11 protein-coding genes and 1 pseudogene are annotated in these 16,451 nt (G+C 62.6%); 5 read left to right on the plus strand and 7 right to left on the minus strand.

What is annotated here, in order from left to right; translation table 11 throughout:
* Positions 1-37: 37 nt before the first annotated feature.
* Both ccoG and AC07SI_RS17280 read right to left on the minus strand, forming a co-directional pair.
* Positions 38-1,447 (minus strand): cytochrome c oxidase accessory protein CcoG, encoded by a 1,410-nt coding sequence (gene ccoG, locus AC07SI_RS17275; RefSeq protein WP_495006157.1) that lies wholly within the window; start codon positions 1,445-1,447, stop codon positions 38-40.
* Between the two features lie 184 nt (positions 1,448-1,631).
* Positions 1,632-1,871 (minus strand): DUF3203 family protein, encoded by a 240-nt coding sequence (locus tag AC07SI_RS17280; RefSeq protein ID WP_058425476.1) that lies wholly within the window; start codon positions 1,869-1,871, stop codon positions 1,632-1,634.
* Positions 1,872-1,993: 122 nt separating this feature from the next.
* On the opposite strand from AC07SI_RS17280, the gene AC07SI_RS17285 reads away from it, so the two are divergent.
* Entirely contained in the window at positions 1,994-2,485 is a 492-nt protein-coding gene (locus AC07SI_RS17285) for an MgtC/SapB family protein (protein ID WP_065906642.1), read from the plus strand.
* Here AC07SI_RS17285 and AC07SI_RS17290 read toward each other — a convergent pair.
* The gene (locus AC07SI_RS17290) at positions 2,463-2,636 is read right to left on the minus strand and encodes a hypothetical protein (RefSeq protein ID WP_162946078.1); all 174 of its coding nucleotides are present in this window, start codon (positions 2,634-2,636) and stop codon (positions 2,463-2,465) included. The two genes, AC07SI_RS17285 and AC07SI_RS17290, sit on opposite strands and share 23 nt — an antisense overlap.
* 203 nt (positions 2,637-2,839) lie before the next feature.
* Here AC07SI_RS17290 and AC07SI_RS17295 point away from each other — a divergent pair, with 203 nt between their 5' ends.
* The 4 genes from AC07SI_RS17295 to AC07SI_RS17310 all read left to right on the plus strand — a co-directional run bounded on the left by AC07SI_RS17295 (position 2,840) and on the right by AC07SI_RS17310 (position 11,776).
* Positions 2,840-4,828 (plus strand): alpha-1,4-glucan--maltose-1-phosphate maltosyltransferase, encoded by a 1,989-nt coding sequence (locus AC07SI_RS17295; RefSeq protein ID WP_495006158.1) that lies wholly within the window; start codon positions 2,840-2,842, stop codon positions 4,826-4,828.
* A 149-nt stretch (positions 4,829-4,977) separates the two neighbouring features.
* The gene (treS, locus tag AC07SI_RS17300) at positions 4,978-8,325 is read left to right on the plus strand and encodes a maltose alpha-D-glucosyltransferase (protein ID WP_495006159.1); all 3,348 of its coding nucleotides are present in this window, start codon (positions 4,978-4,980) and stop codon (positions 8,323-8,325) included.
* Complete coding sequence (gene glgB, locus AC07SI_RS17305; RefSeq protein WP_213552878.1) at positions 8,322-10,559, plus strand: 1,4-alpha-glucan branching protein GlgB; 2,238 nt, start codon at positions 8,322-8,324, stop codon at positions 10,557-10,559. Before treS ends, glgB begins: the two co-directional genes overlap by 4 nt.
* A 50-nt stretch (positions 10,560-10,609) precedes the next feature.
* Positions 10,610-11,776, plus strand: a complete 1,167-nt coding sequence (locus AC07SI_RS17310) for a GGDEF domain-containing protein (RefSeq protein ID WP_495006160.1) — start codon at positions 10,610-10,612, stop codon at positions 11,774-11,776.
* Positions 11,777-11,778: 2 nt separating this feature from the next.
* Here AC07SI_RS17310 and AC07SI_RS17315 read toward each other — a convergent pair whose 3' ends face one another.
* The 4 genes and pseudogenes from AC07SI_RS17315 to AC07SI_RS17330 all read right to left on the minus strand — a co-directional run bounded on the left by AC07SI_RS17315 (position 11,779) and on the right by AC07SI_RS17330 (position 16,395).
* Positions 11,779-12,120, minus strand: a complete 342-nt coding sequence (locus tag AC07SI_RS17315) for a response regulator (RefSeq protein ID WP_495006191.1) — start codon at positions 12,118-12,120, stop codon at positions 11,779-11,781.
* 68 nt (positions 12,121-12,188) lie between these two features.
* Positions 12,189-13,965: pseudogene (locus tag AC07SI_RS17320) on the minus strand (ATP-binding protein); the annotation flags it as partial.
* A 168-nt stretch (positions 13,966-14,133) separates the two neighbouring features.
* Complete coding sequence (locus tag AC07SI_RS17325; protein ID WP_065906660.1) at positions 14,134-14,988, minus strand: CAP domain-containing protein; 855 nt, start codon at positions 14,986-14,988, stop codon at positions 14,134-14,136.
* 81 nt (positions 14,989-15,069) lie between these two features.
* Entirely contained in the window at positions 15,070-16,395 is a 1,326-nt protein-coding gene (locus tag AC07SI_RS17330; protein WP_106804115.1) for an MFS transporter, read from the minus strand.
* Between the last annotated feature and the right edge of the window lie 56 nt (positions 16,396-16,451).

A 16,451-nucleotide genomic window follows, 5' to 3' on the forward strand; every position in this document is an offset into this window, starting at 1 on the left:
GCGCCCACAGTTGAATCGCCACTGGATCGGATAGACCTCAGCGGTTCAGCGGGGCGACAAAACGGCTGTCGGCCGCGCTGTAGATCCAGGGTTCATCCACATCCGTGACCTTGAAACGCAAGGTCTGCGAGCTGCTGGCCGGTTTGTCGGCCAGCAGGGCCACGGACACCGGCACATCGCTGATCTCCCCAGGCGCCAGGCTGATCTCGGTCTTGCCCTGCAACTGGAAGCCTTCGCCGTCCACCAGTTCCAGGCGGTAGTCCTGGCGTTGCTGGGTCTTGTTGATGACCTTGAGGCTGTAGATATTCTCGATCAGGCCCTGGGCATTTTCGCGGAACATGCCGCGGTCCTTGGTCACATCCAGCGACACCATCGGCCGCCCCACCAGGGCCACCACCAGCGCGGCAATCATCACCAGCAGCACGGCACTGTAGCCGATCAGGCGTGGCCTGAGCAGATGAGTCTTGCCGCCTTGCAGTTGATGTTCGGAGGTGTAGCTCACCAGGCCGCGCGCGTAACCCATCTTGTCCATGATCGAGTCGCAGGCGTCGACACAGGCCGCGCAACCGATGCACTCCATTTGCAGGCCGTCGCGGATGTCGATACCCGTGGGGCACACCTGCACGCAGAGCTGGCAGTCGATGCAATCCCCCAGGCCGACGTCGGCCGGCCTGGCCTCACGTTTGCGCGGGCCACGGCTTTCGCCACGGGCGGCGTCATAGGAGATGGTCAGCGTGTCTTTGTCGAACATCACACTCTGGAAGCGCGCATACGGGCACATGTGCATGCACACCGCTTCGCGCAGCCAACCGGCGTTGAGGTAGGTGGCGGCGGTGAAGAACAGCACCCAGAACAGGCTGACGCCGCCCATGTGCCAGGTCAGCAGCTCGGTGGCCAGCGGGCGGATGGGCGTGAAGTAGCCGACAAAGGTCAGCCCGGTGAGCACGCTGATGCCCAGCCACAGGGTGTGCTTGGCCGCCCGCCGCGCCAGTTTGTTCACGCTCCACGGCGCCGCTTGCAACTTGATACGTTGATTGCGCTCGCCTTCGGTGACTTTCTCACACCACATGAACAGCCAGGTGAACGAGCTTTGCGGACAGGTGTAGCCGCACCACACGCGGCCGGCGAACACGGTAATCGCAAACAGGCCGAAGGCGCAGATGATCAGCAGCGCCGACAACAAAATGAAATCCTGGGGCCAGAAGGTCGCGCCAAAGATATGGAATTTGCTCTGCGCCAGGTCCCAGAGTACCGCCTGGCGGTCGCCCCAGTTCAGCCACACGGTGCCGAAGAAGGCCAGGAACAGCAAGCCGGCACCGCCGATACGCAAGGTGCGGAACAGGCCGGTGAAGCTGCGGGTATGAATCAGGTTGTCGCTGGATTTGGCCTTCACCTTCTTTGGGTGTATGGGCACAAAGGTTTCCACGGTGGGGATTCTTTCGCTCATGGTCGTTCGCTCATCAGCCTCCATCAGGCGGATGAACTATGCGCGTGGCGCTGTGTGCATAACAGACTCAGCTAGGGCGATAAAAAGCGGATCAGATAAGGGCTTCAAGCGCCGCTGCGACAATGTGCTGCACCCCGTTGCATCAGGGGTGCAGCGCTATCCTGGGCGTGCTGATACAGATCAATTAAATCAACGAACCAGGTTCTTCGGCCTTCACATGTTGGCGACCGTCGTGGGCGCCGGCGACCGTGAGCGCATCGGCCTCGGCTTCAGTGATATAGATCCGCTCGGCCGCCAATTCCACGTAGGACATGGATTTGTCGGTGTCGGTGACGATATTGACCCGTGTCGCCGGCACGCTCTGTTCCTGGCCATTGTCATCGAGCATGAAGTAGCACAGCTGGTTTTCGATACGAATGGGCATGCCGTTCTCCTTTCTCATGGGCTATGAACGTTAGGGCGCAGCGATGTGCGCGGGTTCAAGGCAACTGACTGGCGGTCGCCGCTGTCCATCGTTGACCCATAAAGACAAAAAGGACGGCATCCATGGACGCCTGGTGGCAAGAAGTGTGGCAAACCCTGCAAGCTGAATTTGCCGATATCGGCGATGCGAAACAACTCACCCAAATCACCGTGCGCCTGCTGATCGCAGCGGTCCTGGGTGGGATTCTCGGCTTCGAGCGCGAGAGCAAGGGCAAGGCCGCGGGGGTGCGCACGCACATGCTGGTGGCCCTGGGCGCGGCGCTGTTCGTGATGGTGCCGCAGATGTCCGGCAATCAGGCCGATGCCATGAGCCGCGTGGTCCAGGGCGTGATTGCCGGGATTGGGTTCCTCGGCGCCGGGACCATCATCAAGGGCAAGGATGAGGAAGAAGGGCACGTGAAGGGCCTGACCACCGCCGCCGGCCTGTGGATGACCGCTGCGATTGGGGTCTCGGCCGGGTTGGGCCGGGAATCGACAGCGGTGCTGAGTACCTTGCTGGCTTTGCTGGTGTTCAGCGTGATGCCAAAAATCGTCAAGCGCTTTGAGAAGGGCTGACAATCACGGGTGGCATGGTGGTCGGCGGCTCCTCCACGGGTGGCGGGTCTTGGGGTGGGTCTTGTTCCGGAATCGGCTCCGGCTCGGTGGGTGGCAGCGTCGGGTTGTCGATATTCGGGTCCGGGGTTTCTGCCGGGATCGGGATATTCATCGGTGTGGCCTCCTTTGTGCTTTGCTCTATCGGTGGACAGCCGCCGGGGCGATTTGATTCCCGCTCAATGGCCGCACATCCACCTGAACTTTTCCCGGTGAGGCAGGCTCGGACCTTATACGGCCCTGCTCAGGGAGAGCGGCGTCGTCTCAGAATTCAGATCAAGCAAAGAGCGTCCACAGGGCGTAAGGGGAAGATGCTCGATGACTGCTGAAACACAGGTTCCAGAAGAATCCCTCTTGCCGCTGTCCCAGGCATTGTTGCTGCCCAGGATCGCGATCGAAAGCACCACCCCCGTGATCGATGGCGGCGAATTCGCCGTCAAGGCGGTGGTTGGCCAGCGCATTGACGTCACCAGCACAGTCTTTGCCGACGGCCACGACAAGCTGGCGGTGCTGATCCGCTGGCGCCCGCTGCACCAGGAACACTGGCACAGCGTGGTGATGAACGACGTGGGCAACAATGGCTGGGAGGGCGGGTTTACCGTCAGTGACCAGGGCCCCCACGAATACTGCATTGAAGCCTGGATCGATACCTTCGCCAGCTTCTGCTACGAACTGCGCAAGAAACATGAGGCCGGGGTACCGGTCAGCCTGGAGTTGCAGGAAGGCCGCAGCCTGGTGCTGCAGGCCGCCGAACGCAGCGACAACGAGTTGCGCGACCGCCTGATGCTGCTGCACCACGAACTCTCCGGCCTGCTGGAAACCGAGCAGGTTGCGCAGTTCCTGCACGAAGACAGTGCACATTTGATGACCCAGGCCGACCACCGTGCCTATTTGAGCATCAGCCGGGTCTACCCGATTGATGTCGAGCGCGAGGCGGCGCAATTTGCCAGCTGGTACGAGCTGTTTCCGCGCTCGATCACTGACGATCCCGCCCGCCACGGCACCTTTAACGATGTGCACTCGCGCCTGTCGATGATCCACGACATGGGATTCGACGTGCTGTATTTCCCGCCGATCCACCCCATCGGCCGCAGCCACCGCAAGGGCAAGAACAATTCCCTGACCGCCGGTCCGGAGGATCCGGGCAGCCCGTATGCCATCGGCAGCGAGGAGGGCGGCCATGAGGCGATCCATCCGCAATTGGGCAGCCGCGATGACTTCCGGCGCCTGGTCAAGGCTGCCGCCGATCACGGCCTGGAAATCGCCCTGGACTTCGCCATCCAATGCTCCCAGGACCATCCGTGGCTCAAGCAACACCCGGGCTGGTTCAACTGGCGCCCGGACGGCACGATCAAATACGCCGAGAACCCGCCGAAGAAATACCAGGACATCGTCAACGTCGACTTCTATGCCGCCGACGCGATCCCGAGCCTGTGGACCGAATTGCGCGACATCGTGGTGGGCTGGGTGGAAGAGGGCGTGAAGACTTTTCGCGTCGACAACCCTCACACCAAGCCGCTGCCGTTCTGGCAATGGCTGATTAGCGACGTGCGATCCAAGTACCCCGACGTGATCTTTCTCGCCGAGGCGTTCACCACGCCGGCGATGATGGCGCGCCTGGGCAAGGTCGGCTATTCCCAGAGCTACACCTATTTCACCTGGCGCAACACCAAGGCCGAACTCGGTGAGTACCTGACGCAGCTGAACCAGTCGCCGTGGCGTGAATGCTACCGGCCGAACTTCTTCGTCAACACGCCGGACATCAACCCCGGCTTCCTGCACGAATCCGGTCGGCCGGGCTTTCTCATCCGCGCCGCACTGGCGACCATGGGCTCGGGCCTGTGGGGCATGTATTCGGGTTTCGAGCTGTGCGAGGCGGCGCCGGTGCCGGGTAAAGAGGAATACCTCGACTCGGAGAAATACGAGATCCGTCCACGGGACTTCACTGCGCCCGGCAACATCATTGCCGAGATCGCCCAACTCAACCGCATTCGCCGACAGAACCCGGCCTTGCACACGCACTTGGGCCTCAAGCTCTACAACGCCTGGAATGACAACATCCTGTATTTCGGCAAACGCAGCGAGGATGGCAGCAACTTCATCCTGGTGGCCGTCAACCTCGACCCGTTCAACGCCCAGGAAGCGCATTTCGAGCTGCCGCTATGGGAGTTGGGCCTGCCCGACGATGCCCAGACCCAAGGCGAAGACTTGATGAACGGCCATCGCTGGACCTGGTACGGCAAAAACCAGTGGACCCGCCTGGAGCCGCATATGCCGTTCGGGATCTGGCGCATCACTGTTGCCTGAGACCGTCTCCCCTGCAGGCGCCGGCTCGCCGGCGATGGCAGCGGGCCTGACACCTTTTTTTCGCTGAAACACCGCGACCGCCGGCAAGCCGGCTCCGACACGGGTTCGCGGTGTTTCAAGTGGATGTTCACGCATTTCAGGAGTTTCCAATGGCGAAGAAACCCAAGGCTGCCACCTTTATCAAAGACCCGCTCTGGTACAAGGACGCGGTGATCTATCAGGTTCACGTCAAATCCTATTTCGACTCCAACAACGACGGCATTGGTGACTTTCCCGGGCTGATCGCCAAGCTCGACTACATCGCCGACCTGGGCGTGAACACTATCTGGCTGCTGCCGTTCTACCCCTCGCCGCGCCGCGACGATGGCTATGACATTGCCGAGTACCGGGGCGTGCACAGCGACTACGGGACCATGGCCGACGCCAAGCGCTTTATCGCCGAGGCCCACAAGCGCGGATTGCGGGTCATCACCGAGCTAGTGATCAACCACACCTCGGACCAGCACCCGTGGTTCCAACGCGCCCGCAAGGCCAAGCCCGGTTCGGCGGCGCGGGACTTCTACGTGTGGTCGGATGATGACCAGAAGTACGACGGCACACGCATCATTTTCCTCGACACCGAAAAATCCAACTGGACCTGGGACCCGGTCGCCGGCCAGTACTTCTGGCACCGCTTCTATTCCCACCAGCCGGACCTCAATTTCGACAACCCGCAGGTGATGAAAGCCGTGCTGTCGGTGATGCGCTACTGGCTGGACATGGGCATCGACGGCCTGCGCCTGGACGCGATTCCCTACCTGATCGAACGCGATGGCACCAACAACGAAAACCTTCCTGAAACCCACGGCTTGCTCAAGCAGATCCGCGCCGAGATCGACGCGCATTACCCCGACCGCATGCTGCTCGCCGAGGCCAACCAGTGGCCTGAAGACACCCAGCTGTACTTCGGTGACCGCAAGGGTGATGACGGTGACGAGTGCCACATGGCCTTCCACTTCCCGCTGATGCCGCGCATGTACATGGCGCTGGCCCAGGAAGATCGCTTCCCGATCACCGACATCCTGCGCCAGACTCCGGAGATCCCCGCCAACTGCCAATGGGCGATTTTCCTGCGCAACCACGATGAGCTGACCCTGGAAATGGTCACCGACAAAGAACGCGATTACCTGTGGAACTACTACGCCGCTGACCGCCGCGCGCGGATCAACCTGGGCATCCGCCGGCGCCTGGCGCCGTTGGTGGAGCGTGACCGTCGACGTGTCGAATTGCTCAACAGCTTGTTGCTGTCGATGCCAGGCACACCGACCCTGTATTACGGCGATGAAATCGGCATGGGCGACAACATCTACCTGGGCGACCGTGACGGGGTGCGCACGCCGATGCAGTGGTCCATCGACCGCAACGGCGGTTTTTCCCGCGCCAACCCGGCGAGCCTGGTGTTGCCGCCGATCATGGACCCGCAATACGGCTACCAGTCGGTCAACGTCGAAACCCAGGCCCAGGACCCACACTCGCTGCTCAACTGGACCCGCCGCATGCTTGCGGTGCGCAAGCAGTCCAAGGCGTTCGGCCGTGGCAGTCTGAAAATGCTCTCGCCAAGCAACCGCCGCATCCTCGCCTACACCCGCGAATTCACCGGCGACGATGGGCGCACCGAAATCATCCTGTGCGTGGCCAACGTGTCGCGCAGTGCCCAGGCGGCCGAGCTGGACCTGTCGGCCTTCGCCGGCATGGTACCGGTGGAGATGCTGGGCGGTAATGCGTTCCCGCCGATTGGCCAGCTGAATTTCCTGCTGACCCTGGCGCCCTACGGCTTCTATTGGTTCGTGCTGGCGGCGGAAAACCAGATGCCGAGCTGGCATGTGGAACCGGCGCAAAGCATGCCGGACTTCACCACGCTGGTGCTGAAAAAACGCATGGAAGAGCTGCTCGAAGAACCGTGCCGCGCGACCCTGGAGCAGACCTCGCTGCCGGCCTGGCTGCCCAAGCGGCGCTGGTTTGCCGGCAAGGACACGGCCATCGACAGTGTGCGCATCGTCTATGGCGCACGCTTTGGCGACCCGCAGCACCCGGTGTTGCTCAGTGAGCTTGAGGTGACCGCCGGTGGCCAGGTCAACCGTTATCAGCTGCCATTCGGCTTTCTCGGCGAAGACCAGTTCACCAGCGCCTTGCCGCAGCAACTGGCGCTGGCCCGCGTGCGCCGTGTGCGCCAGGTCGGGTTGGTGACGGACGCCTTCAGCCTTGAGCACTTCATTCGCGCGGTCATCCAGGGCCTGCAAGCCGGCACCGTGCTGAACACCAGCGATGGCGACCTCCGTTTTGAAGCCACGCCGCACCTGGCCAAGTTGCAGCTCAATGACGAGTCGGTGGTGCGCTACCTGTCGGCCGAGCAGTCCAACAGTTCAGTGGTGGTGGGCGAAAGCCTGGTGCTCAAACTGATCCGCAAAGTCAGCGCCGGGGTGCACCCGGAGCTGGAAATGAGCGCCTACCTGACCGCCGCCGACTACCCGAACATCTCGCCATTGCTGGGCTCGATGGTGCGCCGCGATGCGGCGGGCGACGACAACCTGTTGATGATTGCCCAAGGCTACCTGAGCAACCAGGGCGATGCCTGGAGCTGGACCCAGAACAACCTCGAACGCGCGATCCGCGACGAACTCGCCGAAGCCATCTCCGAGCAGGAACAGCACTACAACGCCCTGGGCGAACTGGCCGACTTTGCCGGATTGCTCGGGCAGCGCCTGGGCGAAATGCATGGGGTACTGGGCGCGAAGACCACCAACAAAGACTTCAAGCCCGAGGTCACCACGGTCAAGGATACCCAGGCCTGGGCCAAGGATGTCGGTGCACAGATCGACCGCGCCCTGCAATTGCTCAAGCTGCACCAAAGCCAATTGAACCCTGGCGATCAGGCGCTGGTCAGTGAATTGCTGGCGCAGAAAAAAGCCATCGCCAGCCATGTGCAGGCCTTGGCGAAAGCCACGCTGGGCGGCCTGCGCATTCGTGTCCACGGTGATTTGCACCTGGGCCAGGTGCTGGTGGTGAAGGGCGATGCCTACCTGATCGACTTTGAAGGCGAGCCCGCGCGACCGCTGCATGAGCGCCGGGGCAAGCACAGCCCGTACAAGGATGTGAGCGGGGTGTTGCGTTCCTTTGATTACGCGGCGGCGATGGCGCTGAATGTGCAGGGCGTGGATCACTCGACGGAGGCGGACGTTGCCCGCAAGCGCGTGACCGACCGTTACCTGAAAGAAGCGCGCCAGGCATTTATCCAGGCTTATCAGGCAGCTACGTCTACACTGGCGCATGACTGGCAGGATGCCAAAGGCCAGGACGCTGCGCTGACGTTGTTCAGCCTCGAGAAGGCCGCGTATGAAGTGGCTTACGAAGCGGAAAATCGCCCGACCTGGCTGCCAGTGCCCCTGCAAGGGTTGCACGGCTTGCTGAGTGGGCTTGTACCTATATCGAAAACTGTACGCGGTGGGGAGACGTCATGAGCTTTACACATAAAGAACCGCTGCAGCCGAAATTGACTGCATTGCCGGCGTCCAACGACGTCGAAGCGCTGGTGCGCGCCGAGCACCATGATCCGTTCTCGATCCTGGGGCCGCACGATGACGAGCAGGGCGGCCAGTTTATCCGCGCCTTCCTGCCGGAAGCCCTCAGTGTGCAGGTGCTGGCACGCGACAGCGGCGAGCAGATCGGCAGCCTCGATGCGAGCCAGGTGCCGGGTTTGTTTGTCGGGCACTTCGCGACTCGCCAGGCCTACCTGCTGAAAATCCAGTGGGCGGGCGGTGAGCAGATCACCGAAGACCCGTACAGCTTCCAGCAACTGCTGCTGGGTGAAATGGACCTGTACCTGTTTGCCGAAGGCAATCACCGCGACCTCGGCAGCTGCCTGGGCGCCCAGGTGACCAGCGTCGACGGCGTGGAGGGCGTGCGATTTGCCGTGTGGGCGCCGAATGCCCGGCGTGTGTCGGTGGTCGGCGACTTCAACATCTGGGACGGGCGTCGGCACCCGATGCGCCTGCGTCATCCGTCCGGTGTATGGGAGATCTTTATCCCACGCCTGCAACCGGGCGCAGCCTACAAATACGAAATTCTCGCTGCCAACGGGATCCTGCCGCTCAAGGCCGACCCGATGGCGCTGGCGACCCAACTGCCGCCGGACACCGCCTCCAAGGTCGCGGCGCCATTGCAGGTGGACTGGCAGGATCATGCGTGGATGCAGTCGCGCGTCGAGCGCCAGAAGACCACCGCGCCGCTGTCGATCTACGAGCTGCACGTGGGTTCCTGGCAGTGCGAGCTGGACGAGGCGGGCGAGGTCTCGCGCCAATACAACTGGCGCGAGCTGGCCGAACGGCTGGTGCCCTATGTGCAGCAACTGGGCTTCACCCACGTTGAACTGATGCCGATCATGGAGCACCCGTTCGGCGGCTCCTGGGGGTATCAGGCGCTGTCGCAATTCGCCCCGACGGCACGCTTTGGCTCGCCGGAAGACTTTGCCTACTTCGTCAATGCACTGCATCAGGCGGATATTGGTGTGATTCTCGACTGGGTGCCGGCGCATTTTCCTACCGATACCCACGGTCTGGCGCAGTTCGATGGCACCGCGCTGTATGAATACGCCAATCCGCTCGAAGGCTTTCACCAGGATTGGGACACGCTGATCTACAACCTGGGCCGCACCGAAGTTCACGGCTTCATGCTGGCTTCGGCGCTGCACTGGCTCAAGCACTTCCACATCGATGGGCTGCGCGTGGATGCCGTGGCGTCGATGCTGTACCGCGATTATTCGCGCAAGGCCGGCGAATGGGTGCCCAATCGCCATGGCGGTCGCGAGAACCTCGAAGCCATCGACTTCCTGCGCCACCTCAACGACGTGGTCGCCCTGGAGGCGCCTGGCGCGCTGGTGATCGCCGAAGAATCCACCGCCTGGCCCGGCGTCAGCCAGCCCACCCAACAGGGCGGCCTGGGTTTCAACTACAAGTGGAACATGGGCTGGATGCACGATTCGCTGCACTACATCCAGCAGGACCCGGTGTACCGCGCCCATCACCACAATGAACTGAGCTTCGGCCTGGTGTATGCCTGGTCCGAGCGTTTCATCCTGCCGATTTCCCACGATGAAGTGGTGCACGGCAAGCACTCGTTGATCGACAAGATGCCCGGCGACCGCTGGCAGAAATTTGCCAACCTGCGGGCTTACCTGGCGTTCATGTGGATGCACCCTGGCAAGAAGCTGCTGTTCATGGGCTGCGAATTCGGCCAGTGGCGCGAGTGGAACCACGACCAGCAGCTGGATTGGTACCTGCTGCAATACCCGGAACACCGCGGCGTGCAGAAACTGGTGGGCGACTTGAACCGCCTCTACCGCGAGGAACCGGCCCTGCACGAACAGGACGACGCGCCCCAGGGCTTCCAATGGCTGATCGGCGACGATGCGATCAACAGCGTGTATGCCTGGCTGCGCTGGAGCAAGGATGGCAAGCCGGTGCTGGTGGTTGCCAACTTCACCCCGGTGCCGCGTGAGGCGTATGCCGTCGGGGTGCCGTTTGCCGGGAGCTGGAGCGAAGTGCTCAACAGCGACGCCGACCTGTATGCGGGCTCCAATTACGGTAACGGTGGCACCGTTTCCACGCGTGATGAGCCGCGTCATGGGCAGGCGGTCTCGCTGTCCTTGAATCTGCCGCCGTTGGGGGTGCTGATTCTGCGGCCGCAAGCGCTTTAAAGCGCTCTACACGGCTGGATTCTGTTGTCCGCTACTGGCAGGGTGCCACAATGGCACCCTTGTCGTGGCAGTTGAATCAGGCGAATTTCATGAACGGCCTTGGGCGTAGGCAGGACCAGGATTGCTTTATAGAGGAACAGGTGCGGACTGACCGTTTGCATCAGTTGTTTCGGCAGTCCTTTGCCGCGATTTTCGGCAGTTACCTCGCTGCGGTGATGCTCTGCTGGCTGTGTTGGGAGCGTTTTGACCACACGGTCATGCTGGTCTGGCTATTGGTGCTGGCAGCCACGTCATTGCTGCGGGTCAAGATGTTCATGGAGTGGTTCCGCTGTCCCAACGACGAGCGCACCCCGCAGCGCTGGGAACGTCGCTACTGGATCACGCTGATGCTGTCTGCCGGCGTTTGGGGCGCCGGCGCACTGGCCGTGATGCCGACCGACGACCGCGTGTCGCAGGTGCTGGTCATGCTGTTTACGGTGGGCATGTCGGTGAGTGCCGTCTCGTGTTATTCCGCGTATCGCTACATGACCCTGGCGTCCTTGGCCCTGGTGCTGCTGCCGTGCACGCTGTGGCTGTTGTTCCAGCCGTCGTCGATGCAAGTCGGGGTGGCTGTCGCGGTGCTGGTGTTCTCCACCTTTGTGGTCAGCGCCACGCGCAAGCTGTCGGATGCGCTGGAAAAAGCCTTTCGCCTGACCCGGCAAATGGAACGGGCCCACAACATCTCTACACGCGCCGCACAGACCGACGAACTCACCGGGCTGATGAACCGTCGCGCGTTTTTCGAACATGCCCAGGTGTTGTACGCGCAATGCCGCCACAACCAGCAGCCGTTGTGCGCGCTGATGCTGGACATGGACCACTTCAAGCAGATCAACGATACCTACGGTCACCAGGCCGGTGACCAAGTGCTGCGCCAGATTGGCGGGGTGATCAGTGCCTCGTTCCGCCAGGCCGATGTGTACGGCCGCCTGGGGGGCGAGGAGTTCGCGGTGCTGCTGCCCAATACCTCGCTGGAAGCGGCGCGAGACATTGCCGAGCAGTTGGTCAAGGCGATTTCCGGCCTGGTCTCCGAGCCGGTGCATGGCTTGACCGCCAGCCTCGGCGTGGCCTCCACCCATTCCCTTGATCAGGATTTGCACGGCCTGATGAACACCGCCGACAAGGCGCTGTATCGCGCCAAGGCGTTGGGTCGCAATCAAGTGGCCGTGGCGGAATAGGCTCAGTCCTTGAGCATGGCCTTGGCCAGCACCCGTGCGACCTGGTCGGCGGAGTAGGGCTTGGCGAGGAACTCGAAACCCTCATAGCCGCTGTCAGCCAGCTCCTCGCTGTAGCCCGACGTGAGGACTATCGGCAGGTCCGGCCGGCGCTCGCGCAGCACTCTGGCCATCATCACGCCGGTGATCCCCGGCATGACCACGTCCGAGAACACCCCGTCGAAGGCCATGGCGTCCGGGCCGGCCATCGCCAGTGCCTGTTCGGCATCGGTGGCCCAGGTGGTCTGGTAACCCAGGTCCTGGAGGATCTGGTTGGCGAAGCGGCCCACGTCGAGGTTGTCTTCCACGATGAGGATATGGCGGTGCGACGGGTCATGGTCCGGGCACGCGGCTTGCTGCAGGTGCGCCAACTGGACTGCCTGGGACTCAACGGCCGGCAGGTACAGGGTAAATACCGTGCCCTGGCCCGGCGTGCTGGCCACGTCGACGTTGCCGCCGGACTGCTTGGCGAAACCGAACACCTGGGACAAACCCAGCCCGGTGCCTTTGCCGACGGCCTTGGTGGTAAAGAACGGCTCGAAGATGCGCTCCAGGTTGTCGCTGGCCATGCCGCTGCCGGTGTCGGCCAGGGACACCGTGACGAAGGGCTGGCGCGACTCGGCGTCGCCACGGATACGCGGCAGGGCCGCCACGGTGGCCACGCGCAGGGTCAGCGTGCCTTGGCCGTTCATGGCGTCACGGGCGTTGAGGGCCATATTGATCAGCGCGGTTTCGAACTGGCTGGAGTCGACGCGCACATGGCACGGGCTGTCGGGCAACTCGACGCGCACCTGGATCCGCGCCCCGGTGAGGCTTTCCAGCATCTCGCCGATATTCCTGACCCGCAGGCTCACATCGAACACTTCCGGGTTCAATGGCTGGCGCCGGGCGAAGGCGAGCAACTGGCTGGTGAGTTTGCTGGCCCGCTCGACGGTGTCCGACACCGCGCCCATGTAACGCTGGCGCCGCTCCTCGGAGAGACCGGGCTGGCGCAGGAAATCCACCGACGAGCGAATGATCGTCAGCAGGTTGTTGAAGTCATGGGCGACGCCGCCGGTCAACTGGCCGATGGCTTCCAGCTTCTGGGACTGGCGCAGCGCGGCTTCGGCCTGGGAGAGGGCGGTGGTGCGTTCCGCCACCCGCTGTTCCAGGGTCGCATTCAGCTCGGTGAATGCCGCCAGGCCCTCACGCACGGCGACGTCGGCGCGCACGCGCTCGATATGTGCCCAGGAGCGTTCGGTGACTTCGCCCACCAGCGCCAGGTCATAGGGCGACCACACGCGCGCCGCTTTGTGATGCACGGCCATCAGCGCGGTGAGCCGGCCATGCTTGATCAGCGGGAAACACACGGTCGCCAACGCGCCCAAGGCCTGGTAGCTGGCGGCGATGTGCGGCTCGAATTCGATGCGATTGTCCTGCACCACCACCGGCTCGCCGGCGTGCAGGCGTTGTACGGCCAACTCACCGAACGAGGCCAGGCTGTAGCGTCCGACGATGCTCGGCGAGCCGGGCGCCGCCCAATTGCCGCGAATGGTGAAGCCGTCTTCATCGGCGTCCATGTCCGCATAGGCGCAGTTGGACACCTGCAGGTGCTCGGCCAGCAGGCGCGTGGTGGTGGACATGATGGTTTCGGCATCGGTGGCATTGGTCACGGCGTTGCCGATCGCATCCAGCACCGCCAGGCGCCGCGCTAGAAATACCGTGGCGGTGGTTTCGGTCACCGTGTCCAGCAAGCCGACGACCTTGCCCTGCGGATCGCGGATGGGGCTGTAGCAAAAGGTGAAGTAGGCCTGCTCGGGGCCCGCGCCACGCTCGATCAGCAGCGGGAAGTTCTCGATGTAGGTGGCATGCCCTTCGAAAGCCGCGCCCGCGATGGGCCCGACCTGGTCCCACACTTCGTGCCAGGTTTCGCTGAATGGTCGCCCCAGCGAGTAGGGCTTGTCGCCAAGGATGGGCACAAACGCATCGTTGTAGAGCGTGATCAGGTGGGGGCCCCAGACGATGGCCTGGGGAAAGCTCGAGGCAAAGCACAACGCTACCGTGGTCTTGAGCACATCCGGCCATTGTTCCAGCGGACCCAGGGGCGTACTTGCCCAATCATGCTGGCGTACCCGCTCAGCCATGTCGCTGCTGCTTTGCAGCCAATTCATCATTGGGAGAACACCTTGTTTGCCACAATCGGTCGAGCGCCTGAAGAGGTCAGGCTAACAAGCAACAGACCGGAATGACCGTTGCCAGTTCAGCGGAATTATCCACGAGATGGCAATTTGATGCTGCATCCATTTGAATAGATAAATATTCCGCGATCCGGGCGCTGTTTTTTACTGCGATGTGCCGAACAAACCGGTCCAGTAGATCCCTGCGTCACTTTTCGGGTCCATGGCATAGGCCGCGCCCAATTCGCGAAACTGCGGGTTCATCAGGTTGGCGCAATGCCCGGGGCTGGCGAGCCAGCCGTCGACGACCTTGCGCGGCGTGTCCAGGCCGGCGGCGATGTTTTCGCCGATGTTTTTTGCCGGGTAGCCGGCCAGTTCGGCGCGGTCACCGGGGGTGCGGCCGTCGTGGTCGAGGTGGTCGAAGAAATTGCCGTTGGCCATGTTGCGCGTGTGGCTGTTGGCGGCGCCGGCCAGGTCGTCATTCCAGGACAGCGGGGTGGTCGCGCTGAATGCCTGGGTGCCGCACTGGCGCGGTTGCGCGCGCGCGGTGTTGATCAGGGTGAGCAGTTGCTTGCCTTCGGTCTGCCAGTCGCCGAGGCCGCTGGACAGCAGTGGACGGGCGAGCACGATGCGCCAGTCCTGGCCGCTGTTGCTCACACCGATATCGACAAATTGCGGATCGAGCACCACGCGGCAGAAACTCTCGCGCACCGCCTTCATGGCAGCCTGGGCATCCTTGGGGCCGGACAGGCTGATGGCCTGCACATTCACCATCGGATATGCCGCCCGGGCCAGGGCCTGTTGCAAGTCGCCGACATTGGTGGCCGGCAGCACCAGGCGGGTGTCGCTGGCCAAAGGTGGCAGTTCCTGGGAACCCTGGTCACCGCAGCGCTGTACCTGGCTGCGGTAGTCGTTGATCTGTTGCACCAGCTGGATTTCTTCATTCGCCATCGCGCTGGCGCAGAACACCGTACTGGCGGCCAGCGTCGTAAGACCCATCATCAATGACAGAACGCGCATGGACGTTACCCTTGAGCTTGAAAGTGCCCATGATGCGCGATGTAGGTGCGTCCATGCACCCGTTGGTCCGAACTTTTTTCCTCAGTTCTTGAATGCCGAGTGCTTGCGGCCCTGGTCACACAACGCAAACACCACCACCAGCAGCGCCGAAATGGCGAGGATTATCACCACGCCATCAGTGGAGTGGGTGGCCGATGCCGCCACCATCGACAGCGCACCCAGTGGCGCCAGGCCACCGGCGATGGCGGTGCCGATTTCACGGCCGGTACCGAAGCCGGAAGAGCGCGTCTGGGTCGGGAACTGCCGGCTCAGGAACGAGCCCTGCGGGGCAAACATCATCGGTGCGAGGACGCCGGTGCCGACGCCGATCGCGATGTAGATCATCAGGCTTTCGCCGCTGTTGAGCAGGGCCAGGAACGGGTAGGCGAACAGCAGCGAGCACAGCCCGCCGAGGATCAGCACGTGCTTGCTGCTCCACTTGTCGCACAGCCAGCCGAAGCAGGGCACGGCGACGATGGCGATCAGGCTGGCGATGGTTACCGACAGCGACGTGACGTGCACATCCACGCCTTTGAATTGGGTCAGGTACGCCAGGGAGAAGGTCTTGAAGATGTAGCTCAGGGCGTTGTAGCCGATGGCCACGAAGAACACTACGGCCAGGCCTTTGAGGTCGTTCTTGAACAGGGCCTTGAGCGGCGAGGCCTTGGCCTTGGCGGCTTCTTTGCTCAGTTCCTTGAACTGCGGGGTTTCCGGAATGCTCTTGCGTACCCACAGGCCGACGCCCACCAGCACGATGCTGCAGACGAAGGGAATACGCCAGCCGCCGGCCAGCAGGAACTCGTTGCCGTTGATGGTCAGCAGGTACACGGTGAGCGACGACAGCAACAGGCCCAGGTTCAGGCCCAGCGCCGGCCATGCGCCCTGGCTGCCGCGCTTGCCCTGCGCCGCGTGCTCATAGGAGGTGACCGCCGCGCCGGACAGTTCGGCCCCCGCACCCAGGCCCTGGATGATGCGGATGAACACCAGCACGATCGGCGCCCAGATGCCGATGGAGGCGTAGCTGGGGATCAGGCCGATCAGCGTGGTGCACACGCCCATCAGGCAGAAGGTCAGTACCAGCACTTGCTTGCGGCCGAACTTGTCGCCCAGGTAGCCAAACAGGATGCCGCCGAACGGGCGTGCGATAAAGCCGATGGCAAAGGTTGAAAAGGCCATCAGCGTGGCGGTCTTCGGGTCGCTGTTATCGAAGAAGATTTTCGAGAACACAATCGCCGCCATGGTCGCGTACAGGTAAAAGTCGTACCACTCCAGCATTGAGCCAAAGATGGTCGCGGCGGCGACTTTGCGCAGGCGCTTGCGGGTTTGCTCGGGCGTTTCGGTGCCGGGGATGGAGGCAGATGCCGTCATGCTGTACTTCCTTCTGAGTCTTTGTAGTTATTGTCAAATGGAGGCGTATTGCCGGG

This window comes from Pseudomonas sp. GW821-FHT05D12, assembly GCF_059419825.1.

What these genes read in the sequence shown, in the direction of transcription:
- AC07SI_RS17295 (WP_495006158.1), top strand. Translation starts at nt 2,840, where the DNA reads ATGACTGCTGAAACACAGGTTCCAGAAGAATCCCTCTTGCCGCTGTCC.
- treS (WP_495006159.1), top strand. Translation starts at nt 4,978, where the DNA reads ATGGCGAAGAAACCCAAGGCTGCCACCTTTATCAAAGACCCGCTCTGG.
- AC07SI_RS17290 (WP_162946078.1), bottom strand. Translation starts at nt 2,636, where the DNA reads ATGAATATCCCGATCCCGGCAGAAACCCCGGACCCGAATATCGACAAC.
- AC07SI_RS17310 (WP_495006160.1), top strand. Translation starts at nt 10,610, where the DNA reads ATGGCACCCTTGTCGTGGCAGTTGAATCAGGCGAATTTCATGAACGGC.
- AC07SI_RS17330 (WP_106804115.1), bottom strand. Translation starts at nt 16,395, where the DNA reads ATGACGGCATCTGCCTCCATCCCCGGCACCGAAACGCCCGAGCAAACC.
- AC07SI_RS17325 (WP_065906660.1), bottom strand. Translation starts at nt 14,988, where the DNA reads ATGCGCGTTCTGTCATTGATGATGGGTCTTACGACGCTGGCCGCCAGT.
- glgB (WP_213552878.1), top strand. Translation starts at nt 8,322, where the DNA reads ATGAGCTTTACACATAAAGAACCGCTGCAGCCGAAATTGACTGCATTG.
- AC07SI_RS17285 (WP_065906642.1), top strand. Translation starts at nt 1,994, where the DNA reads ATGGACGCCTGGTGGCAAGAAGTGTGGCAAACCCTGCAAGCTGAATTT.
- AC07SI_RS17280 (WP_058425476.1), bottom strand. Translation starts at nt 1,871, where the DNA reads ATGCCCATTCGTATCGAAAACCAGCTGTGCTACTTCATGCTCGATGAC.
- ccoG (WP_495006157.1), bottom strand. Translation starts at nt 1,447, where the DNA reads ATGAGCGAAAGAATCCCCACCGTGGAAACCTTTGTGCCCATACACCCA.